Here is a 21,642-nt window from a genome sequence, read left to right as displayed (position 1 = left end):
TTCCATTTAATTTCCTCTGGATAAGGGATTCTTGTACCCATAAGAAAAACACCTCCGCTAGAATCATATTGATTAAATACGACTCAGGAGGTGTTTTTTCCTTGTCTCACTTTATGGGGTCACTTCACTGTCGCCAAAGATATGGCCTTAGCTTTTTTCGTCGTCTAGGAAATTATAAAATTCTTGTACTGTGGATAATCGCTTGGCATCCAGCTCCAGCGCCTAGCCCCTCGAGGTCATAAGCCACTTAAGAATTGAAGGTAAAGAACACCTTCTATTCTTAAGCGTCTTATGCTTGTCGGGGCTGTTCAAGGAACTTGCGCTTTTGTTCCTCATATGGATCATTCAGATTATCATGTGCAATAGGAATGTGAACTTTTTTCAGAGATGTTTCTATGCTGAATGATTTTTCCCCCCGATTTGACTTTCATTAGAGCCCTTTTTCAACCCGTATTTTAAGATGCTAGGAACAAAGCTAATAATAAATAGTAATCGAATAAATTGTAGAGAGCTAACCACGGCAGGGTCTGCACCAATAGTCGAAGCTGTTAACACCATCTCGACAAGACCACCTGGTGCTAAAGATAACATTGCTGTTGCTATATCTAAATCAGTTAATAATGTGAACAAATAACCTAAAACAAAGCTTGCTCCAATTAAAATAATTGTTGCCACAAAATATAACCCACAGTACTTCCCACCCTGTTTCAAATCATTAAATGTAATCATCAACCCAAAGCCAATTCCTATTGTCAGTTGTGCAAAGACCATAAAAACATCATGGAATGTAGGTAGTGAAACACCAATAATGTTCAAAACTGCAGTAGTAAGAAGGGGGCCGATGACAAAAGCAGCAGGGAGCTTAGTTCTAAATAACCAACCTACAAAACCTGCTAGAATAAACCATCCAAACGAAAAAATGCTTGATTGATTTGTGTTAGCTTGAGTTAAATGGATACCTGATTGAGGCTCAAACATATGAATGATAGCAAAAGGAACGAAAAATACGACTGTTAGTAGTCTTACAGTTTGAAAGATGGTTACAAGGGATGAGTTCGCATTAAGTGATTCGCTCGCCGCAACCATTTCTGTTAGTCCTCCTGGTATAGAAGCAAAGATACTTGTATTTTTATCAATATTCACAAATCTACTAATTAATAAACCATTTAATACGCTAATGATAATAAGTAAAACGGTAGTTAATAAGAAAGGTAATACATATGGTCCAACTGAAATAAAAGTTTGTTTTGTAAAAGATAGGCCAAAAGAAATTCCTAAAATGATAAAAGATCCATTTTTTAATAGGATTGGTTGAAGGAGGCTACTCTTTCTAACGAATATTGATCTCCAAACAATCAGAAATGTCATTGGACCAAGAATCCAAGCAAGAGGAACATGACAAATACTAAAAACAAAACCACCACAAATTCCTAATATGTATGGAAAAAGGATATTGTAAAGCTTTTTATGCATACGTTTCCCCCAATATAGATCTGTCTTGTTATTTTACCATACTCCTTATCTATATCTTATTGATGTGTCTATTTTAATGAATGCAATTTATGTAGTCTGTAAAAAAAATTAGTTTAATTTTGTTTGTATAAAGCTATGCAACTGTATAAAATAATGAAATTATGGTACGATTTTGTTAGCTTACGATTATGCATGAAATGATATTTATAATAAAAAAAAGTCATACAAGAAAAGCAGTCGTCTTGCGATCTGAAGGCATTGTATTTTCTAGTTAGCGGAGGTAATACATATGAAAAAAGAATTTGCAGTTATTGGACTCGGTCGTTTTGGCGGAAGTATTTGTCGAGCTCTTAGTGAAGAAGGCTTAGAAGTAATGGCTATTGATATGGACGAAGATAAAGTAAACGAGTTTGCGAATGTTGCTTCACATGCTGTGGTTGGGGACACCACTGATGAAACTGTATTAAAAAGTCTAGGTATCCGCAATTTTGATCATGTAATTGTTGCAATTGGTGATAATATACAAGCAAGTATATTAACAACATTAATACTTAAGGAATTAGGTGTTAAGGATATTACAGTAAAAGCTACAAATGATTACCATGAAAAAGTATTATCTAAAATAGGTGCCGATCGGATTGTTCATCCTGAACGAGATATGGGGAAACGTATTGCTCACAAAATTATATCAAACAATGTATTAGATTATTTAGAGCTTTCTGATGAGCATAGTATCGTTGAGATTGTTGCAAACGAGCGACTTCATGGGAATTCAATTATTGACCTAGATATTCGCGCAAAATATGGAATTAATATTGTCGCTATGAAAAGAAACAAAGATATTATCGTATCGCCGCAAGCGAATGAGATCATTAAGAAAAATGACATCCTGATTGTTATTGGTGCAGATACAGATATAAATCGTTTTGAAAAACGGTTATTAGGAGATTAACAGGCAGTCATTTGACTGTCTTTAATTTTGTTTAGCGAACTAAAAAATTCGTGATGAAGGACTATTATAGTCAAACAAAAAAGAGTGAAGTAGACGAATTTTTCGTCAATCTCACTCTTTTTCTTATGCTGCTATAATGTTTATACTTCCATAATAATCGGTAGGATCATTGGACGGCGTTTTGTTTTTTCATATAAGAAAGGTGCTAATGTGTCTGTGATTTCATTTTTAATTTCAGACCATTGGCTAGTACGACGTTCCATAATTTTATTTAAATGCTTAGTAATAAGCGATTGAGCATCGTTAATGAGATCTCCAGATTCACGCATATATACGAAACCACGAGAGATGATATCAGGACCGGCAGCAATTTTAAAGTCCTTCATATTAATGCTAACAACTACAATTACAAGTCCTTCTTCAGATAGTATTCTACGGTCACGCAATACGATGTTACCAATGTCACCAATTCCACTGCCATCAATATAAACAGAGCCAGATGGAATTTTACCAGCGACACTAACTTCATTGTCTCCAATCGCTAACACTTCACCATTATCCATAATAAAACAATTTTCTGCCTCTACGCCACAATCTACAGCCGTTTTAGCATGAGTTTTTTGCATGCGATATTCACCATGGATCGGCATGAAATATTTAGGCTTCATTAAGCGGAGCATAAGCTTTTGCTCTTCTTGACTACCGTGTCCGGAGGTGTGGATATCGCTTAAAGGACCATGGATAACTTCTGCACCAGCACGGTATAGCTGATTAATTGTTTTACTTACGCTAAGTGTATTACCTGGTATTGGCGAAGATGAGAAAACAACATTGTCTCCTGGAATAATTTGGATTTGTCGGTGTGTCCCGTTTGCAATACGAGAAAGGGCAGCCATTGGCTCGCCTTGACTTCCAGTACATAAAATCGCTACTCTGTGAGCTGGCATGCGATTAATTTCATGTGCATCAACAAACGTATCTTTTGGGCAGTTAATATATCCTAAATCTTGTCCAATTTGAATAGCTGCTTCCATGCTTCTTCCGAATACAGCGATTTTACGACCATGTGTAACAGCTGACTCTACTACTTGTTGAAGGCGGTGAATATTTGAAGCAAATGTAGCGAAAATAATTCGCCCATCAACTTTTCGAAAAATTTCATTGATACTTTCACCGACTCGTCTTTCTGACATAGTAAAATTAGGGACTTCACTATTTGTGCTATCAGATAATAGACAAAGTACGCCGTCACGGCCAAGTTCGGCCATTTTCGTTAAGTTTGCAGGTTCACCAACCGGTGTAAAATCAAATTTAAAGTCACCAGTATGTACAATGTTTCCTGGTGGTGTTTTCACAACAATTCCATATGCATCAGGTATACTATGTGTTGTTCTAAAGAATGTAACGGATGTTTTTCTGAACTTAATAATGTCTTCTTCTTGAATTTCAATTAATTTAGTCTGACGTAGTAATCCGTGCTCTTCAAGTTTGTTTCTTAATAAACCTAATGCAAGCTTCCCGCCGTAAATAGGAATGTTCACTTGACGTAGTAAATATGGAATACCGCCAATATGATCCTCATGTCCGTGCGTAATAAATAATCCTTTGATTTTATCTTCATTTTTTTGTAAATATGTGTAATCTGGGATGACATAATCAATTCCTAGTAGCTCGTCCTCTGGGAACTTAATACCAGCGTCAATAAGGACGATCTCATCCTGGAATTGCACACCGTACGTGTTTTTACCAATTTCACCGAGTCCGCCTAAGGCAAAAACGGCTACTTGGTCATTCTTAACAAATTTCATAACGATCAAATCTCCAATACTTTATAGTTTTCACTTTGTTTTTCATATTCTAAAAATGCTCCATCTAATGGTGAAACAAATTCGATATTATAAGGACGGTCTTTTAGTTTAGAGCGTACTTCCCCTTCAGTTGTTGCTTCAATATATAGAGTGTTTGTTCTTTCACGAACTGGCACCTCTGTAATTTTATCTTGATAGTACACTTTGAAAATCATTTACCAAATCTCTCCTTAACTTCCGTATGTTAGACTAACTTTTTCTATTATATGCGATATTTACGAACAAGCCAAGCCTAGAGGGGAATGTGTCGAATCTTCTTTTTATTTTCAACAACTTTTATTTCAGTTTTTTTGCCCAAAGACTTACAGGATTTATGGGGATGAACGTCGTGACAAACTATAGTTAGAAGCGTTTGGATAACATGTATATGCAAATAGGTGCATTTCGAACACTAAGCAATGGTTTTCCGTTTTAATAGCTCTTTCCATTGCTTTCTAATAGAATTTTTTAATCTTTTTAGCATCCTTAATTAACCTCCTTGTCTATTCTTCAAAATTTGCAAAGCATTTGCTAGTAATATTGAATCGGAGAGAAACCGTCCATTATAAACTTTCATTGATAGTATACGCCATACGAATTGGTCACTTACATGGGGATTCGTGGAAAAAAGAGTACAAAACAATTGACAATAAATTGAAATTAAATTAGCTTGAAAATTGCACTTACTAGTTGAAGTATTACGTATAACAACATCAGGAGGAAAGGATCAGTGAAAAAATTATACGGTGCTTTATTTACTTTGAGTATAATTTGGGGTACATCTTTTTTATTTATTAAACTATTGGTTAATGAATTAGGACCATGGGGAGTTGTGTTCTGGCGCTGTTTATTTGGGACAATTACGTTACTTATCTTGTTTTTTTTCAAAAAACAAGATATTTCTCGATTGCGAATAATAACTTTGCCTTGGATCCCTTTGATTTTTGTAGCGCTTTTTAACAATGTGCTGCCTTTCGGGTTAATTGCTATGAGTGAGATTGGAATTTCAAGTAGTCTCGCATCTGTGATTAACGCAACTACGCCGATCTGGACTATTGTAATTGGTTCAATTTTTTTTATGGTACCTGTTAGAGGAAAACAGTGGATAGGAGTTTTCGTAGGATTTGTCGGTATCCTTCTTTTATTAAATTTAGACTTCAAGAGCCTTATGAATGAAAATTTTGTAGGGGCAGGCACGATGTTGGCAGCGACATTTTGTTACGGATTAGGTGCCCAGCTTGCGAGAAAATATTTAACACAACTACCAACCATTATTGTTTCTACTACAACTTTATTTATGTCGATGTTGATAAGTTTTCCATTTATGTTGGTAACAAATCATACCAAAGGATATTCAGGTTTTTCATTTGAAACATTTTTATCACTAATTGGACTCGGTGTATTTGGATCTGGTTTTGCTTACCTTTTTTATTATTTTATGGTCAAAGAAGGTAGTGCTGAGTTTGCTTCACTTGTAACATATATCGTACCTATTACAGCTATGATTTGGGGATTTCTGTTGCTAGACGAACATATCTCCGCTAATATGGTAATTGGTTTACTTTTTGTTTTTGCTGGAGTTTATTTAAGCTCAGCTAAAGCCAATAAAAAACGTACTATTTGTACATCTATAGTACAAGAATAAGGAGCTTAATTATGAGCGGAAAAGTAATTTTTTTTGATATTGATGGGACAATCCTAGACCATAACAAAGAAATTCCATTATCAACGAGGGACACAATAAAAAAACTTAAAAATCATGGCCATCATGTAGCCATAGCAACTGGACGTGCGCCATTTATGTTTGAGGATTTGCGAAGGGAATTAGACATTCATTCGTTTGTTAGCTTTAATGGTCAATATGTAGTGTTTGAGGGTGAGGTCATTTACGAGAATCCTTTAAAAAAAGAGACGTTAGAGCATCTTTTACAATTTGCTGATAAGGAAAATCATCCTCTTGTTTTTATGAGTGAAGAAAATATGATGTCTACAACAGGCGACCATCCTTTAATTGAACAAAGTATGGGAAGTTTAAAAGTTGGACAGCCGAAGCAAAACCGAGATTATTATCTTGACCGTAATATTTATCAAACTTTATTGTTTTGTGAAATCGGTGAGGAAGAACGCTATAGCGATCACTATTCAGAATTAAAGCTAATTCGCTGGCATGATGTTTCAGCAGATATATTACCTGCCAATGGCTCAAAAGCTGAAGGGATTAAGCAACTCGCTAAAAGATTAAACATACAAAGAGAAAATATATATGCATTTGGCGATGGTTTAAATGATTTAGAAATGATTGAATATGTTGGAACTGGAGTAGTAATGGGAAATGCAGTACCTTCATTAAAGGAAGTCGCTGACTTTATTACAAAGCCAGTTGATGAGGATGGTATCCGTTATGGTGTTGAAAAATTAGGATTATTAAAATAAGAAGGGGACTCACCCTTCTTATTTTTGTACTTGTCTAGCAAATTATAAAATTCTAGTACTGTGGATAAGCACTAGGCATCCAGCTTCAGCGCCTAGCCCCTCTTGGGTCTACAGCCACTATTCATAAGCGTCTTATTTGCCCGAGGCTGTTCAAGGCGCTTGCGCTTTTGTTCTGTTTAGCGTTCAATCGCAATTGCATTTTCAGGTTCCTGGAATGGGTTAGATTCATTAATGTGATCGTAAAACATGATACCATTTAAATGATCAATCTCATGTTGGAATACGACCGCTAAAAGTCCTCGTAACCGAATATCAATTTGTTCACCCTCAAGGTTTGTTGCTTTTACACGAATACGAGCATAGCGGGGAACAAGTCCTGGTACTGCACGATCAACTGATAAACAGCCTTCACCACTTGTTAAATAACTTTTTTCCACAGAATGACTCACGATTTTAGGATTAAAAAGAGCATAGCTATGCTGTATACCTTTTTCATCAACAATGTGAATTGCAATCATGCGTTTTGCAACATTTATTTGTGGTGCTGCAAGACCTATTCCTGGACGAAGTCCATATTTTTCGGAAATTTCAGGATCTTGGCTGTTTTTAACATAGTCGAGCATCAAAGATAACGTTTCTTTATCCTGTTCCGATGCGGGTAGCGCAACTTCCTCGGCAACTTTTCTTAATGTAGGATGACCTTCTCTTATAATATTTTCCATTGTAATCATGATGAAACACTCCTTTTATATAGAAAGACCACTTCATTTGTATGTATTTTTAAATAGCACATCAATTAATGATATATAAGATTATAAAGGAAGATGCTAAAAACGAAAAGAATTCGTCTTTGTTTTTTATGCTCTTTTCTAAGAGATTGTTGCTTTTAAAACGAAAACTGTTTTAGGTTGATTGGAGCGGAAGTGCGAGACTCCTGCGGGAGTAGCGGGACAGGTGAGACCCCACAGGCGTTTACGCCGAGGAGGCTCACCGCCCGCCCCGCGGAAAGCGAGCATCTGGAGCGGAAATCAACCACGCCGTACAACTTGGTAAATAGCAACAAAGTTTGCGAAAACAGCCTTAACAAAAAAACAGTTAATGAAACTTTTCCTGATGTTTCGATGAATATAAGTGATACTAATCTTTTATAGGTCTAAATGAAAGACAAGCACATAGAATGGTATAAGTTTTAAGAGTAGTATTTTTTATGCGAAAAGTTTATTTGAATGATGATTGTAAAAATCTGCTGAACCGATTATAGTAGAAAATGTCTGAACGTTAGGGGGAATATTTTTGTTTACTAATAAAAAAAGCACATTAATAAAGGTTAGTTTGTTATCTTTTACTCTATTAATCTTTCTTTCTGGCTGTATGGGACCTTCTCCAGAAGAAAATATCTATTCTACATTAGAAAAAGTTGTGACATTAGAGGATGCCTTTAAAGATCAACAGCAGCCCCTTCTAGAGCTAGAGAAGAAAGAATCGGAACTTTATAATGAGATCATGAACCTTGGAATGAAAGAATTCGAAAAGGTAGTAGCTCTATCTAAAGAAGCACTTACACTTATAGATGAACGGGAATCAAAAATTGAGGCTGAATATGACAGTATTATCTCCTCAAAGGAAGAGTTTGTAGCAGTAAATGAAGAAATAGAAAAAATTGATGACGAAAAACTAAAAGAAAAAGCTGTAGATCTAAAAGCCAAAATGGAGGATCGTTACACCTCCTATGAAAGCTTATATAACACATATAAAACGTCAATTTCACTTGATAAGGAATTATATATAATGCTTCAAAAAGAGGACTTAACACTTGAAACCCTTGAAGCACAAATAACGAAGGTCAATGATTCATATAAAAAAGTAATGGAAGAAAATGAAAAATTCAATAAATTAACTGAGGAATATAATAAATTAAAAATAGAATTTTATAAAAATGCTGAGTTAAATGTTGAAGAAAGTGAATAGTTAGCTTTTTTAAAACCCAATCCTAGTGAATGGGTTTTTTATTTGAAAAGTAACATGAAAAAGACAAATTTATAAGCAATGTAATTGTAAGTGTAACCTTCTAACTAAATAATCAAAAAAGAACATTTATGATGAATGTGAAATCGAGGTATAGAAGAAAAGTGAAAAATAATAATCATAGAGAAAACATTCTTTATTAAAATTGTTACTTAATTAGAAAAATGAAATTTGAAGTAAAATAAAATGTTTATTGTCTGACTTTTCAAAAAGGAAAACTGTATTATAAACTACTAATACAGTTTTCCTTTTTGTAATAATACAGATTGAAAGAGGAGGTAAATTTAAAGTGGAGTTCTTGAAGAATCTTTTTTTAAAACCTTATACAAACTAATTGACGGACTCGAAAACATTAGTGTAAACTTGTTAATGAATTAACTAAGGTTGTATTAGTTACTTATGGAAGAAAACTGATACAGAATGATCAAAACAAGTTCATTAAACCATACATAGAGAAAGTTATAGGCAATCTCATGAGTGGTGAATAGTAGTTAAGTAGGTTTGAATTCAAAAAATTTGTGTCATTCATCATATTTTAGGGTAACCTAAAGCTGTGCATATTGGAATTCTCTTACTAATTACTAAACAAGTTCAAGCCATGAAAGCTAATAGTCCTTGTGACAATTAAACAATGCGGATTTATATCTACCCGTACATACATCAGTTGCCTAAGGTCTACCGAGCTTATTGTGTGTCAGAACAAACACTCTTAAAAAGGAAAGGAAGAGGTATAAGATGGCTGCAAAAACAAAAAGCACTGTTGTTGACAGTAAGAAACAGTTTGAAGCTATTTCTAAGCAGTTCGAAACATTCCAAATTTTAAATGAAGAAGGTAAAGTCGTTAATGAATCGGCTATGCCAGATATTACTGATGAACAATTAAAAGAACTTATGCGTCGTATGGTATATACACGTATTTTAGACCAACGTTCAATTTCTTTAAATCGTCAAGGTCGTTTAGGTTTCTATGCTCCAACCGCAGGTCAAGAGGCTTCTCAAATTGCTTCTCAATATGCTTTGGAAAAAGAAGATTGGATTTTACCTGGTTACCGTGATGTACCTCAAATTATCTGGCATGGACTTCCATTATACCAAGCATTCTTGTTCTCACGTGGACATTTCCACGGAAACCAAATGCCTGAAGGTGTAAATTGCCTATCACCACAAATCATTATCGGTGCTCAATACATTCAAACGGCTGGTGTTGCTCTTGGTCTTAAGAAGAAGGGTAAACAAGCTGTTGCAATCACATATACAGGTGATGGTGGAGCTTCTCAAGGTGACTTCTATGAGGGTATTAACTTTGCTGGTGCATACAAAGCTCCTGCAATTTTCGTTGTTCAAAATAACCGCTACGCAATCTCAACACCGGTTGAAAAGCAATCTGCAGCACAAACAATTGCTCAAAAAGCAGTTGCAGCAGGTATAGTAGGTGTACAAGTTGATGGTATGGATCCATTAGCAGTTTATGCAGCTGTTCGTGACGCTAGAGAACGCGCTATTAATGGTGAAGGTCCAACTTTAATTGAAACATTAACATTCCGTTATGGTCCTCACACAATGGCTGGAGATGATCCAACTCGTTATCGTACAAAAGAAACAGAAAACGAGTGGGAAGCAAAAGACCCATTAGTTCGATTCCGTCTTTTCCTTGAGGCAAAAGGCATCTGGAACGAAGAGGAAGAAAATAAAACAATAGAACAAGCAAAAGAAGATATTAAAGAAGCAATTCAAAAAGCTGATAAATATCCAAAACAAAAGGTTACGGACTTGATGGAAATCATGTACGAAGAAATGCCTTATAACTTAAAAGAGCAATATGAAATTTACAAAGCAAAGGAGTCGAAATAAGCCATGGCACAAATGACAATGATACAAGCCATCACTGATGCATTACGCACAGAATTAAAAAATGATGAAAACGTCCTCGTATACGGAGAAGACGTTGGCGTAAACGGTGGCGTATTCCGTGCAACGGAAGGACTTCAAAAAGAATTTGGCGAAGATCGCGTATTTGATACTCCTCTTGCAGAGTCTGGTATTGGTGGTCTTACAGTTGGTTTTAGTTTAACTGGATTCCGTCCAGTTATGGAGATTCAATTCTTCGGTTTCGTTTACGAAGTAATGGATTCATTAAGTGGTCAATTAGCTCGTATGCGCTATCGTTCTGGTGGACATTGGACAGCACCAGTAACAATTCGTTCTCCATTTGGTGGATTCGTACATACGCCGGAACTTCACGCTGATAGCTTAGAAGGTCTAGTTGCACAACAACCAGGGTTAAAAGTGGTTATTCCTTCAACACCTTATGATGCAAAAGGACTTTTAATTTCTGCTATTCGTGATAATGATCCAGTTGTCTTCTTAGAGCATATGAAATTATACCGCTCATTCCGTCAAGAAGTACCTGAAGAAGAGTACACGATTGAAATTGGTAAAGCAGATGTAAAACGTGAAGGAACTGACCTATCAATCATCACTTATGGTGCAATGGTTCATGAATCACTAAAAGCAGCTGAAGAATTAGAAAAAGAAGGGGTATCTGTAGAAGTTGTTGACCTTCGTACAATTAGCCCATTAGATATAGAAACTATTATTGCCTCAGTTGAGAAAACAGGCCGTGTAGTTGTTGTCCAAGAGGCACAAAAACAAGCGGGTATAGCGGCAAACGTTGTTGCTGAAATTACTGAGCGTGCAATTTTAAGCTTAGAAGCACCAGTACTTCGCGTTACAGCTCCTGACACTGTTTATGCGTTTACTGAAGCTGAAAATGTTTGGTTACCAATTTACAAAGATATTATTGAAACTGCTAAAAAAGTAGTGAATTTCTAAGAATAAAGATACTTGATGATAGCGTGAGAAAACCTTCGGCTCTCGCCATATGAATTAGGCGGCGAGCTAAGTTTTTTAATTATTTTTTTAATCCATAAGGAGGTAGAATGATTTGGCATTCGAATTTAAACTGCCTGATATCGGTGAAGGTATCCATGAAGGTGAAATTGTTAAATGGTTTGTTAAACCAGGTGACAAGGTAGAAGAAGATGATGTTCTAGCAGAAGTACAAAATGATAAAGCAGTAGTTGAAATTCCATCACCTGTTAAAGGTACGGTTACTGAGGTAAACGTTGAGGAAGGTACGGTAGCAACTGTTGGACAAACAATCATTACGTTCGATGCACCAGGCTATGAGGACTTGAAATTTAAAGGTGATCACGGTGATGAAGAGCCTAAAAAAGAAGAAAAAACAGAAGCACAGGTTCAAGCAACTGCTGAAGCTGGTCAAGACGTGAAAAAAGAGGAAGTTGAAATAGATCCGTCTAAACGTGTGATCGCAATGCCTTCTGTACGTAAATATGCTCGTGAAAAAGATATTGATATTCGTCAAGTATCTGGCAGCGGTAAAAACGGTCGTGTGTTAAAAGAAGATGTTGATACATTCGTTCAAGGTGGCGGTGTAGCAGCTACTCCAGCTGCAGTTGAAGAAGCACCTGCAACTAAAGAAGAAAAACAAGCGAAACCAGCGGCTATTGCGATTCCTGAAGGTGAATTACCAGAAACTCGTGAGAAAATGAGCCCAATTCGTAAAGCAATTGCAAAAGCAATGGTTAACTCAAAACATACAGCACCACACGTTACATTAATGGATGAAATTGATGTAACAAACTTAGTTGCTCACAGAAAACAATTCAAAAATGTTGCAGCGGAGCAAGGTATTAAGTTAACATATTTACCGTACGTAGTGAAAGCTCTTACTTCTGCACTTAAAAAGTATCCTGTTCTGAATACTTCACTTGATGATAAAACAGAAGAAGTTGTTCAAAAGCATTACTATAATATCGGTATTGCTGCTGACACTGAAAAAGGTCTGCTTGTACCTGTTGTTAAGAATGCTGAACGTAAGTCTGTTTTTGAAATTTCAAATGAAATTAATGGACTTGCTACTAAAGCGCGTGATGGTAAGCTTGCTCCAAATGAAATGAAAGGTGCATCTTGCACGATTTCAAACATTGGATCTGCTGGTGGTCAATGGTTCACTCCAGTAATCAACCACCCAGAGGTTGCAATTTTAGGTATTGGACGTATTGCAGAAAAACCTGTAGTTCGTGATGGAGAGATTGTAGTAGCTCCGGTTCTAGCTTTATCATTAAGCTTTGACCACAGAATGATCGATGGTGCTACTGCGCAAAATGCTCTTAACCACATCAAGCGTTTACTTAATGATCCACAATTAATTTTAATGGAGGCGTAATCGATGGTAGTTGGAGATTTCCCAATTGAAACAGATACTCTTGTCATCGGAGCAGGCCCAGGCGGATACGTTGCAGCAATCCGCGCTGCTCAATTAGGACAAAAGGTAACAGTAGTTGAAAAAGGTACATTAGGAGGAGTTTGCTTAAACGTAGGCTGTATTCCTTCTAAAGCATTAATTTCTGCAGGTCACCGTTATGAAACAGCTAAGCACTCTGAAGATATGGGTATCAAAGCTGAAAACGTAACAGTTGATTTCTCAAAAGTTCAAGAGTTTAAACAAGGTGTTGTGAAAAAGCTAACTGGCGGTGTAGCTGGATTACTTAAAGGTAATAAAGTTGACGTCGTTTATGGTGAAGCATATTTTGTTGATAACGAAACGGTAAAAGTAATGGATGAAACATCTTCACAAACGTATAAGTTTAAAAATGCGATTATCGCAACTGGTTCACGTCCAGTTGAAATTCCAGTATTCAAATACTCTAATCGTGTAATTGATTCAACTGGTGCATTAAATCTTCAAGAAATTCCTAAAAAGCTTGTTGTAATTGGCGGCGGAGTAATCGGAATTGAGCTTGGTTCTGTTTATGCTAATTTCGGTACTGAAGTGACTTTCATTGAAGCAGCTGAGGACATTTTAGTAGGTTTTGAAAAGCAAATGACTGCATTGGTTAAACGTGGTCTTAAGAAAAAAGGTGTTGAAATTCACACTAAAGCTTCAGCAAAAAGTGTTGAAGAAAGTGAAACAGGCGTAAAAGTAACATTTGAAGTAAAAGGTGAAGAGAAAACAATTGAAGCTGATTACTTGTTAGTTTCTGTTGGACGTCGTCCAAACACAGATGAGCTTGGTATAGAGCAAGTTGGTGTTGAAATGACTGATAGAGGTATCATCAAAATTGACAAGCAATGTCGCACAAATATTTCAAACATTTATGCGATCGGTGATATTGTTGAAGGTCCCCAATTAGCACATAAAGCTTCTTATGAAGGAAAAATTGCTGCAGAGGCAATTGCTGGAGAAAAAGCTGAAATCGATTATTTAGGTATTCCAGCTGTTGTATTCTCTGAGCCTGAGCTTGCAACTGTTGGTTATACAGAAGCAGGAGCTAAAGAAGATGGCATTGAGATAATCGCTGCTAAGTTCCCATTTGCTGCAAATGGTCGTGCTTTATCACTAAATGACACGGATGGCTTCTTAAAGCTTGTAACTCGTAAAGAGGATGGATTAGTAATTGGTGCACAAATTGCTGGACCAAGTGCTTCAGATATGGTTTCTGAATTAAGTTTAGCGATTGAAGCTGGAATGACAGCTGAGGATATTGCAATGACGATCCATGCTCACCCAACTCTAGGTGAGATCACAATGGAAGCTGCAGAAGTAGCGATTGGTAGTCCAATTCATATTGTAAAGTAATCATATTTTAGTTATAAGAGGTGACTCTTAATGAGATCACCTCTTATTTTTTTTTAAATGAAACCCCTTTTCGTGGAAGAAAAGGGGTTTCATTAAGGGGAAACGAAGGCATGTTCGAAATGTCATTGTGAAAGTGCATTAGCAATTGGCTCCATTATTTCTTCCTTTGTTAAAACAGCTCCTTCTATGTGAACAACAACTCCATCTTTATCAATAACTAGAAGCGATGGGTAAATGTCTACCTCTACTTCATAATGACCACTATCGCTATGCTCAGAAAAAACTTTCATGTTTTCAATTTCTTCAGGAAACTTCTTTTTTATATCAAGTAATGCATCATAGTAGACTGCTTCACGATCAATATTATCATCATCAGAAAAAAATAACAGCTGCTTTTCTCTTGTTAATTCTTCATCGGTAGTACCTTGTGAAAAAAGAACATTTTCACATGAAGAAAGAATAATAACTGGAATGATGAAGGCAATGAGTATTGATCTTGTCATCCTTGCCCACCTCTTTTATTTAGTATCGAATAGGTCTAATTTCGTATGTATATAAAGGAACTTTATAGCTAATAAAGTATAATCTCTGTTAAATTACACCTATTTTATCATAATTATTGAAGATTCTTCCTATTGTCATCTATTTGTTACATAATTGAAAAATAAATCGTTTATCCTACATTTACTAGCAAGGTTGCGAGGTGCATTGCTCAAACCTGGTAGGTAATTGGCTGTAATCTACAGTTCTAATTAATGAAAGACACTTAATAGATGGAAGATTTCTATATTTTACGCATAAGCTTTATATAGGTATAGATGAGGGGGAGAAGGTGGTATGAAATTAACCGTTTATTGTTATCATCTTATTCTGTGGAGTGGTTATAGTGTTGTAGGATGGCTTTCAAAGAAGGATAGTATGATTGCAAAAGCAATATTGCTTTTAGTATTTTTCTATTTGGCCTATTTGGTTGCTTTTATCTTGCTCAAAACAAGAAAGGGAGCAATGTTTATTTCTATTGTAAGCCTTATCTTTTTTATGCTTGGGCAACAACTATTCAACTTTGTTTTTTTATATTAGTGATTTGGATCTTAAATAAAGGCTGACTCGCCATACTTTGTTGCTATTTACCAAGTAATGCGGTGTGGTTGATTGCATCGAGAGGTGCTCCCTTTCCGCGGGGCGGGCGGTGAGCCTCCTCGGCATAAACGCCTGCATGAGTCTCAACTGTCCCACTGCTCTAAGCAGGAGTCTCGCAATCCGTTCCAATCAACCTGAATTAGTTTTTATTTTAAAAGCAACAATCTCTTAGAAAACAGCCTAAATAAAAAAGAGTACCATTTAGGTACTCGGGTAATTATTTTGTAAGCTTCTTTTCCTGTTGTAATGATTTTATCAATGAAAAAACCATTAATATCATTATGACTGCAAACGGTAGAGCGGCAGTTACGGCTTGTTTGGAGTGCTTCAAGACCACCAGCTGCTAACAGAATGGCTGCTGATGCAGATTGGATTTACCCCAAATAAAAATAATTTTTTTGGTGGATTAAGCATTCCATTTGTTGTCTGCATGCCAAGGACAAATGTTGCAGAATCTGCAGAAGTAATGAAAAAGCAGCTAATTAAGAAAATAGCAATAATAGACATTGCAGTACCTAGTGGAAAATGGTCGAGGACTGCAAACAATGCAACCTCTTGCCCTTGTTCATTCACGTTCTTAGTGATAGATATATTTTGTAGATAATCTAAATAAATAGCAGAGCCTCCAAACACCGAAAACCAAAGTGCTCCAAAGACAGTGGGAACAGCTAACACTCCGATTATAAACTCACGGATCGTACGTCCTCTTGAAATGCGTGCAATAAATGTGCCAACAAATGGTGCCCAAGAAATCCACCAAGACCAGTAAAAGATTGTCCAGTCTTGAACTCATGTATTATCCCTTTGAAAGGGTGTCATTTTAAAACTCATTGAAGGAAGGTTTTGAAGATAACTACCTAATTATGTTGTAAAAAGATACATAATAAAGTTTGTAGGACCAGCAAAAAGTAAAAATAACATTAAGGAAATAGCTAGTATCACGTTAAGGTTACTCAAATATTTAATTCCCTTATCAAGACCAGTTTGTGCTGAAAGCATAAATATACAGTCACAATTAAGAAAATAATTAATAACATTACCATATTTTGAAAAAATTAAGCCGATAGCAAAAATGAGGAAAGAAGTTGCAGTTAAAAGATAGAACCAACTGAACTTTTCAATAATAAATCCTTGTATTGCTGATGTAACGTCACTAATGTTTCCATTAGGTAAAACCCTTTTAAGAATTAATCCCCAATGATAAATAGTGAGGTTACAATTACTGATATTATAAATACAGGGGCGAACTTCTTCATAAATGAATAACACTCCTCCTTTAGTACTTATGTAAAAAACACGTTTTTTAGTGTAACATCACATAGGTATATAGTGATTCAATTAAACTTAATCTATTCTTAATTAATAAAATTATATGGAGGAAAGGTATGTTGAAAAAACGAAAACTAGTAACTTTACTACTTCCAGTTTTACTACTTCTTGCAGGATGTACTAATGAAAAGGAAAACAAAGATTCTAAAAATGAAATAAAGGTAGACAATGTTACTGACAAAATAGAGGATGAAGTAGAATCAGTTGATGAAGTAGTAGTAGATGTGGCAAATCCTGTCGAATTGGAAACATTATACGAACTAAATGATGTGAAGTGGACTGTCAATCCATTAAATGAGGATACTGAGGAAAGGGTTGTTTTACTTACCATCGATGATGCACCTGATAAATATTCATTAGAAATGGCTAAAACATTAAAGAAATTAAATGTTAATGCAATTTTTTTTGTAAATGGACATTTTATTCAAACAGATGAAAAAAAGAAAATGTTAAAAGAAATCTATGATCTTGGTTTTCAAATTGGTAATCATACAATGACCCATCGTAATTTGAAAGAGTTAACCGAAGAACAGCAATATGAAGAAATCATGGAGTTAAACTCACAAATCGAGAAAATTATTGGAGAAAAACCAAGATTTTTTCGTGCTCCATTCGGTAGCAATACAGACTATAGTAAAAAGTTAATAGCAAATGAAGGTATGCTCTTAATGAATTGGACTTATGGGTATGACTGGGAAAAAGACTATATGAAAGAAGATGCCTTAGTTGAGATAATGGTGAATACTTCGCTATTAACAAATGGAGCAAACCTTCTTATGCACGATAGAGCATGGACAAATGCGGCTTTAGAAGGGATTGTTAATGGGTTAATGGAAAAAGGGTATAAAATGGTTGATCCTGCTACGATAAAGTGAATTGTTTAAAAAGGTTGTATATATGATGTAAATTCTCTAAATCTGTACTGGAAAGTGTATTTGGTATTACATTCACTTTTATCTCTATGGTATGTATTGATTTTTTCTGTTAAAGGATGCTTATTCCTCTAAAAAAAATAAATGTGTTATACAAATTAACACTTGACGGATCAATTGTGACATATTATTATAATGATAACAAAGGTTAAACGCTTTCAAAGATTGAGAGACTTTGAGAGTGATAAAATCATGATTGAAAAGGGGTATGGAGATGGGAACAATCGTTTGTCAAAACTGCAACTCTACAATCGGTCATATTGAGGTAGAAAAAGTGACAACATTATACGGTAAATGCAATCATCATAATTGCTGCAAAGAAGATCAGAAAATAAATGTTGTCGAGGTCAAATAAGGGGTTATAGATAAAGGTTATAAGGGGTAATAAAGCACGCAACAATTTTGTTGCGTGCTTTATTTTTATTACAAAATTATAAAATTCTTGTACTGGTGGATGATACTTGGACAACCAGTTCTAGCGCCCAATGAACTTCACAGGAACAAATTTATCGAATAGCACGGTGTTCTTTGATCACTCGAATTGTATTTAAAGTTGGATCTTCAGGTCCTTGTACTGGTAATCCTACTTCTAGATTTTTAGTAACATATGCTAAATTATCTTCAGTTACAATCTCACCAGGAATAAAGATTGGGATTCCTGGCGGGTAGACCATTATAAATTCAGCGATGATTCTACCTGCAGATTCGTTAAAGGGGACGATTTCAGTCTCAGCGTAAAATGCATCTCTTGGTGTTAGAGCTAATACAGGTATATCAGGCAGTAAAATACGAGCCTTAACATCTAGATCATCCTTTTTTAATTGGAACTCATTAGAGAGCTCCTGAAGGGCTTTAATGAGGGTATCTACATCATTCTTCGTATCACCAGGAGTTATAATACATAAAATATTATATAAGTCAGATAATTCCACTTCGATTTGATACTTTTCACGCAGCCATTTTTCGACGTCATATCCTGTTAAACCTAGTTCATGAACTGGAATAATTAATTTTGTTGGGTCATAATCAAAGGTTGCTTTTGTTCCTAAAATCTCTTTGCCGATACAATAAATATTATCGATTGCATTAATTTTATCACGCGTATAATTAGCTAACTCAATTGTTTTATCGATTAATTCACGCCCCTCGGTAGCTAAACGCTTCCTTGCAACGTCAAGTGATGCTAATAATAAATAAGAAGTAGATGTTGTTGTCATCATACTCAATATCGATTGTACACGCTGAGGCGATACTAAACTCCCTCTAACATTTAACACAGAACTTTGTGTCATCGATCCGCCAAGCTTATGGACACTTGTTGCAGCCATATCTGCACCAGCCTGCATTGCGCTTAAAGGCAAATCTTCATGGAAATGAATATGGACACCATGTGCTTCATCTACCAATACTGGAACATCGTAGGAATGAGCGATTTCAACAATTCTTTTTAGATCAGCAGAAATTCCGAAATAAGTTGGATTAATAACAAGTACACCTTTAGCATCGGGATGCTGTTCAAGAGCCTTTTCTACCGCATCATTCGTAATCCCATGTGAGATGCCTAAGTTCTTATCGATTTCAGGATGTATAAAAATCGGGATTGCTCCTGAAAAAACGATCGCGGTCATAACTGATTTATGAACATTACGAGGTACAATAATTTTATCTCCTGGTCCGCAAACAGCCATAACCATCGTCATTATCGCTCCGCTTGTACCTTGTACAGAAAAAAATGTATAATCTGCGCCAAATGCCTCTGCAGCAAGATCTTGAGCCTTCTTAATCATCCCTTTAGGCGCATGAAGGTCATCTAATGGACCGATATTAATTAAATCAATTGATAAAGCATTATCACCGATAAAGCTTCTAAATTCAGGATCAATTCCCGCACCTTTCTTATGACCAGGAATATGGAATTGAATTGGATTTTTTTTTGCATGTTCAATTAAACCTGTGAACAACGGTGTTTCTTTTTGTGACAACGTTTTTCCACCTTCTTTTTTCATTAATAATTGATATATCCTACATGTTGTCTTCAGAGAAAATATGAAGTAAAAGGAAACGGGATAAGACATAAAGTAAAGACTAGTCTCTCATAATTGTATGAAAAATACCGTTGCCTTATTTTTGTGTTTTGTATAAAAAATCAATTTTACCGTCAGACGGATCATGTCGAAATCTGTATATTTATAAAAACAAATGAATTATACCTTTATCAATAATGACAGTCAATAAAAATGATGCTTAACTTTGCTTTATTAGCAATGCTATTAGTTAGTCTTCACAACCCCTAAACAATCATTCATGAAGGATTTTCTTTATTCGTCTAGAATAGAAAAGTATAGTTAGAGGAGGTTTAAGAGATGAATTGGAATTCAAGAGTAACAGATATTTTAAATACCCAATATCCAATTGTACAAGGTGGTTTGGCTTATTTAGCCTATTCTGAATTAGCAGCTGCTGTCTCAAATGCAGGAGGTTTAGGTCAAATAACGGCAATGTCGTTAGGAACGCCAGATGCATTAAGAGCAGAAATAAAAAAACTCCGAGAAAAAACCTCAAAGCCATTCGGTGTAAACTTTGCAATTGGTCAACATGGACGGGGATATGAAGAGTTTGTTGAGGTAGCTATTGAAGAAAAGGTTCCAGTCATCTCAATGACAGGTGGCAATCCTGCACCTATTTTTGACATGTTAGAAGGTGTGGATGTAAAGAAACTTGTCTTAGTTGCTGCAAAGCGACAAGCGGTAAAGGCTGAAGAGCTAGGTGCAGATGCTGTTATGGTTGTTGGTCAGGAAGGTGGGGGTCATTTAGGAAGAAGCGATGTCGGGACGATGGTGTTAATTCCTCAAGTTGTTGATGCTGTATCTATACCTGTCATAGCATCTGGTGGTATTGGTGATGGACGAGGTTTAATGGCAGCACTTAGTCTTGGTGCTGAAGGAATCGAAATGGGTACACGATTTATTGCAACGAAAGAATGTGTACATGCACACCAAGTCTATAAGCAAACAATAGTAGAATGTGATGAAAATGATACGGTCGTCATCAAAAAATCATTAGGTGCTCCAGGAAGGGCGATTGCGAATAAATGGACAGATCAAATTCTTGAGATAGAAAAAGATTCAGGTGGTTATGAGGAACTTAAGGATTATATTAGTGGTGTTGCTAACAAAAGATATATTTATGATGGTAAAATAGATGAAGGTTTTGCATGGGCAGGTCAAGTAATGGGACTTATCTCTGATGTACCATCTGTAAAAGACCTAATAGAGAAAATGATCTTAGAAGCTGAGACTATTCGCAGACAATGGATATAGGTAGTTAATGTGTAGGCTGCTTCTATAAAAGAGAGTGAGGAATGTAACATCATGGATTATCAATATCCGATCTCCTTGGACTGGAGTACAGAAGAAACCGTTGATGTGATTAAATTTTTCGAGTGTATTGAGAAAGCATATGAAAAAGGGATTGATCGTATACAATTAATGAATGCATACCGTAGGTTTAAAGAGATTGTTCCGAGTAAAGCGGAAGAAAAAACGATTGGTAATGAATTTGAAGAAGTAAGTGGATATTCAACCTATCGAGTTATTAAAAAAGCAAAGACATCTGAAGAACTTCATATTGTAAAGATGTAGCTAATATTATCAATATGAAATGTCCAGGCTCATAGAGTCTGGACATTTTTTTATTGTTGTCTAGGAAATTATAAAATTCTTGTACTGTGGATAAGCGCTAGGCATCCAAGCGCCTAGCCCCTAGCCCCTCTTGGATCTACAGCCACTTATAAATTGAAGGTGAAATACCTTCAATTTATAAGTGGCTTATGCTTATCGGGGCTGTTCA

General features: G+C 35.7%; 19 protein-coding genes and 2 pseudogenes. 13 read left to right on the top strand and 8 right to left on the bottom strand.

What is annotated here, in order from left to right; translation table 11 throughout:
- Positions 1-393 precede the first annotated feature (393 nt).
- Positions 394-1,473 carry an AbrB family transcriptional regulator gene (locus I7822_RS02690; protein ID WP_207975206.1) on the bottom strand — a complete coding sequence of 360 codons (1,080 nt, stop codon included), beginning with the start codon at positions 1,471-1,473 and terminating at the stop codon, positions 394-396.
- Between the two features lie 289 nt (positions 1,474-1,762).
- Here I7822_RS02690 and I7822_RS02685 point away from each other — a divergent pair, with 289 nt between their 5' ends.
- The gene (locus tag I7822_RS02685; protein WP_066330605.1) at positions 1,763-2,425 is read left to right on the top strand and encodes a potassium channel family protein; all 663 of its coding nucleotides are present in this window, start codon (positions 1,763-1,765) and stop codon (positions 2,423-2,425) included.
- A gap of 140 nt (positions 2,426-2,565) precedes the next feature.
- Here the strand turns inward: I7822_RS02685 and rnjA are convergent, their stop codons facing one another.
- Positions 2,566-4,233 carry a ribonuclease J1 gene (rnjA, locus tag I7822_RS02680; protein ID WP_207975205.1) on the bottom strand — a complete coding sequence of 556 codons (1,668 nt, stop codon included), beginning with the start codon at positions 4,231-4,233 and terminating at the stop codon, positions 2,566-2,568.
- A 5-nt stretch (positions 4,234-4,238) separates the two neighbouring features.
- Positions 4,239-4,448, bottom strand: coding sequence for a DNA-dependent RNA polymerase subunit epsilon (locus I7822_RS02675; protein ID WP_207975204.1), 210 nt, complete (start codon positions 4,446-4,448; stop codon positions 4,239-4,241).
- A 554-nt stretch (positions 4,449-5,002) separates the two neighbouring features.
- Between I7822_RS02675 and I7822_RS02670 the strand changes: the two genes are divergently transcribed.
- On the top strand, positions 5,003-5,917 hold the full coding sequence (locus I7822_RS02670) for a DMT family transporter (protein WP_207975203.1): 915 nt from the start codon (positions 5,003-5,005) through the stop codon (positions 5,915-5,917).
- Between the two features lie 11 nt (positions 5,918-5,928).
- Entirely contained in the window at positions 5,929-6,705 is a 777-nt protein-coding gene (locus tag I7822_RS02665) for a Cof-type HAD-IIB family hydrolase (protein WP_207975202.1), read from the top strand.
- Positions 6,706-6,881: 176 nt separating this feature from the next.
- Here I7822_RS02665 and def read toward each other — a convergent pair whose 3' ends face one another.
- Positions 6,882-7,436, bottom strand: coding sequence for a peptide deformylase (def, locus tag I7822_RS02660; RefSeq protein WP_207975201.1), 555 nt, complete (start codon positions 7,434-7,436; stop codon positions 6,882-6,884).
- Between the two features lie 562 nt (positions 7,437-7,998).
- Here def and I7822_RS02655 point away from each other — a divergent pair.
- From I7822_RS02655 to lpdA, 5 genes are all read left to right on the top strand, one after another.
- Positions 7,999-8,673 carry a YkyA family protein gene (locus I7822_RS02655; protein WP_243459204.1) on the top strand — a complete coding sequence of 225 codons (675 nt, stop codon included), beginning with the start codon at positions 7,999-8,001 and terminating at the stop codon, positions 8,671-8,673.
- 792 nt (positions 8,674-9,465) lie between these two features.
- Entirely contained in the window at positions 9,466-10,581 is a 1,116-nt protein-coding gene (gene pdhA, locus I7822_RS02650; RefSeq protein WP_207975200.1) for a pyruvate dehydrogenase (acetyl-transferring) E1 component subunit alpha, read from the top strand.
- 3 nt (positions 10,582-10,584) lie between these two features.
- Complete coding sequence (locus I7822_RS02645; protein WP_207975199.1) at positions 10,585-11,562, top strand: alpha-ketoacid dehydrogenase subunit beta; 978 nt, start codon at positions 10,585-10,587, stop codon at positions 11,560-11,562.
- A 112-nt stretch (positions 11,563-11,674) separates the two neighbouring features.
- A complete protein-coding gene (locus I7822_RS02640) occupies positions 11,675-12,979 on the top strand; it encodes a dihydrolipoamide acetyltransferase family protein (RefSeq protein ID WP_207975198.1) in 1,305 nt (434 codons plus the stop codon).
- A 3-nt stretch (positions 12,980-12,982) separates the two neighbouring features.
- Complete coding sequence (gene lpdA / locus I7822_RS02635) at positions 12,983-14,392, top strand: dihydrolipoyl dehydrogenase (RefSeq protein WP_207975197.1); 1,410 nt, start codon at positions 12,983-12,985, stop codon at positions 14,390-14,392.
- Between the two features lie 122 nt (positions 14,393-14,514).
- On the opposite strand, the gene I7822_RS02630 is transcribed toward lpdA, so the two are convergent.
- Positions 14,515-14,895 carry a hypothetical protein gene (locus I7822_RS02630; protein ID WP_207975196.1) on the bottom strand — a complete coding sequence of 127 codons (381 nt, stop codon included), beginning with the start codon at positions 14,893-14,895 and terminating at the stop codon, positions 14,515-14,517.
- A gap of 334 nt (positions 14,896-15,229) precedes the next feature.
- Here I7822_RS02630 and I7822_RS02625 point away from each other — a divergent pair, with 334 nt between their 5' ends.
- Positions 15,230-15,472, top strand: coding sequence for a hypothetical protein (locus I7822_RS02625; RefSeq protein WP_243459203.1), 243 nt, complete (start codon positions 15,230-15,232; stop codon positions 15,470-15,472).
- A 277-nt stretch (positions 15,473-15,749) separates the two neighbouring features.
- On the opposite strand, the pseudogene I7822_RS02620 reads toward I7822_RS02625, so the two are convergent.
- Together I7822_RS02620 and I7822_RS30810 are read right to left on the bottom strand one after the other, a co-directional pair.
- Positions 15,750-16,563 (bottom strand): annotated as a pseudogene (locus I7822_RS02620) (BCCT family transporter); the annotation flags it as partial.
- 61 nt (positions 16,564-16,624) lie between these two features.
- Positions 16,625-16,801, bottom strand: a pseudogene (locus I7822_RS30810) (hypothetical protein); the annotation flags it as partial.
- A gap of 116 nt (positions 16,802-16,917) precedes the next feature.
- Between I7822_RS30810 and I7822_RS02610 the strand changes: the two are divergent.
- Positions 16,918-17,736 (top strand): polysaccharide deacetylase family protein, encoded by an 819-nt coding sequence (locus I7822_RS02610; RefSeq protein WP_207975195.1) that lies wholly within the window; start codon positions 16,918-16,920, stop codon positions 17,734-17,736.
- 271 nt (positions 17,737-18,007) lie between these two features.
- Entirely contained in the window at positions 18,008-18,148 is a 141-nt protein-coding gene (locus I7822_RS02605; protein WP_207975194.1) for a GapA-binding peptide SR1P, read from the top strand.
- Between the two features lie 151 nt (positions 18,149-18,299).
- Here I7822_RS02605 and I7822_RS02600 read toward each other — a convergent pair whose 3' ends face one another.
- The gene (locus I7822_RS02600) at positions 18,300-19,775 is read right to left on the bottom strand and encodes an aminotransferase class I/II-fold pyridoxal phosphate-dependent enzyme (protein ID WP_207975193.1); all 1,476 of its coding nucleotides are present in this window, start codon (positions 19,773-19,775) and stop codon (positions 18,300-18,302) included.
- A gap of 381 nt (positions 19,776-20,156) precedes the next feature.
- Between I7822_RS02600 and I7822_RS02595 the strand changes: the two genes are divergently transcribed.
- On the top strand, positions 20,157-21,113 hold the full coding sequence (locus I7822_RS02595; protein WP_207975192.1) for an NAD(P)H-dependent flavin oxidoreductase: 957 nt from the start codon (positions 20,157-20,159) through the stop codon (positions 21,111-21,113).
- Positions 21,114-21,164: 51 nt separating this feature from the next.
- Positions 21,165-21,434 (top strand): UPF0223 family protein, encoded by a 270-nt coding sequence (locus I7822_RS02590; protein ID WP_207975191.1) that lies wholly within the window; start codon positions 21,165-21,167, stop codon positions 21,432-21,434.
- Positions 21,435-21,642 lie beyond the last annotated feature (208 nt).

This window comes from Metabacillus bambusae, assembly GCF_017497975.1.
GTDB classification, from domain to species: domain Bacteria; phylum Bacillota; class Bacilli; order Bacillales; family Bacillaceae; genus Metabacillus; species Metabacillus bambusae.
Note: the sequence above shows the minus strand (reverse complement) of the source record. Positions and strands in the feature narration are given on the sequence as shown.

What these genes read in the sequence shown, in the direction of transcription:
- I7822_RS02690 (WP_207975206.1), bottom strand. Translation starts at nt 1,473, where the DNA reads ATGCATAAAAAGCTTTACAATATCCTTTTTCCATACATATTAGGAATT.
- I7822_RS02685 (WP_066330605.1), top strand. Translation starts at nt 1,763, where the DNA reads ATGAAAAAAGAATTTGCAGTTATTGGACTCGGTCGTTTTGGCGGAAGT.
- rnjA (WP_207975205.1), bottom strand. Translation starts at nt 4,233, where the DNA reads ATGAAATTTGTTAAGAATGACCAAGTAGCCGTTTTTGCCTTAGGCGGA.
- I7822_RS02675 (WP_207975204.1), bottom strand. Translation starts at nt 4,448, where the DNA reads ATGATTTTCAAAGTGTACTATCAAGATAAAATTACAGAGGTGCCAGTT.
- I7822_RS02665 (WP_207975202.1), top strand. Translation starts at nt 5,929, where the DNA reads ATGAGCGGAAAAGTAATTTTTTTTGATATTGATGGGACAATCCTAGAC.
- def (WP_207975201.1), bottom strand. Translation starts at nt 7,436, where the DNA reads ATGATTACAATGGAAAATATTATAAGAGAAGGTCATCCTACATTAAGA.
- pdhA (WP_207975200.1), top strand. Translation starts at nt 9,466, where the DNA reads ATGGCTGCAAAAACAAAAAGCACTGTTGTTGACAGTAAGAAACAGTTT.
- I7822_RS02645 (WP_207975199.1), top strand. Translation starts at nt 10,585, where the DNA reads ATGGCACAAATGACAATGATACAAGCCATCACTGATGCATTACGCACA.
- lpdA (WP_207975197.1), top strand. Translation starts at nt 12,983, where the DNA reads ATGGTAGTTGGAGATTTCCCAATTGAAACAGATACTCTTGTCATCGGA.
- I7822_RS02630 (WP_207975196.1), bottom strand. Translation starts at nt 14,895, where the DNA reads ATGACAAGATCAATACTCATTGCCTTCATCATTCCAGTTATTATTCTT.
- I7822_RS02625 (WP_243459203.1), top strand. Translation starts at nt 15,230, where the DNA reads ATGAAATTAACCGTTTATTGTTATCATCTTATTCTGTGGAGTGGTTAT.
- I7822_RS02610 (WP_207975195.1), top strand. Translation starts at nt 16,918, where the DNA reads ATGTTGAAAAAACGAAAACTAGTAACTTTACTACTTCCAGTTTTACTA.
- I7822_RS02605 (WP_207975194.1), top strand. Translation starts at nt 18,008, where the DNA reads ATGGGAACAATCGTTTGTCAAAACTGCAACTCTACAATCGGTCATATT.
- I7822_RS02595 (WP_207975192.1), top strand. Translation starts at nt 20,157, where the DNA reads ATGAATTGGAATTCAAGAGTAACAGATATTTTAAATACCCAATATCCA.
- I7822_RS02590 (WP_207975191.1), top strand. Translation starts at nt 21,165, where the DNA reads ATGGATTATCAATATCCGATCTCCTTGGACTGGAGTACAGAAGAAACC.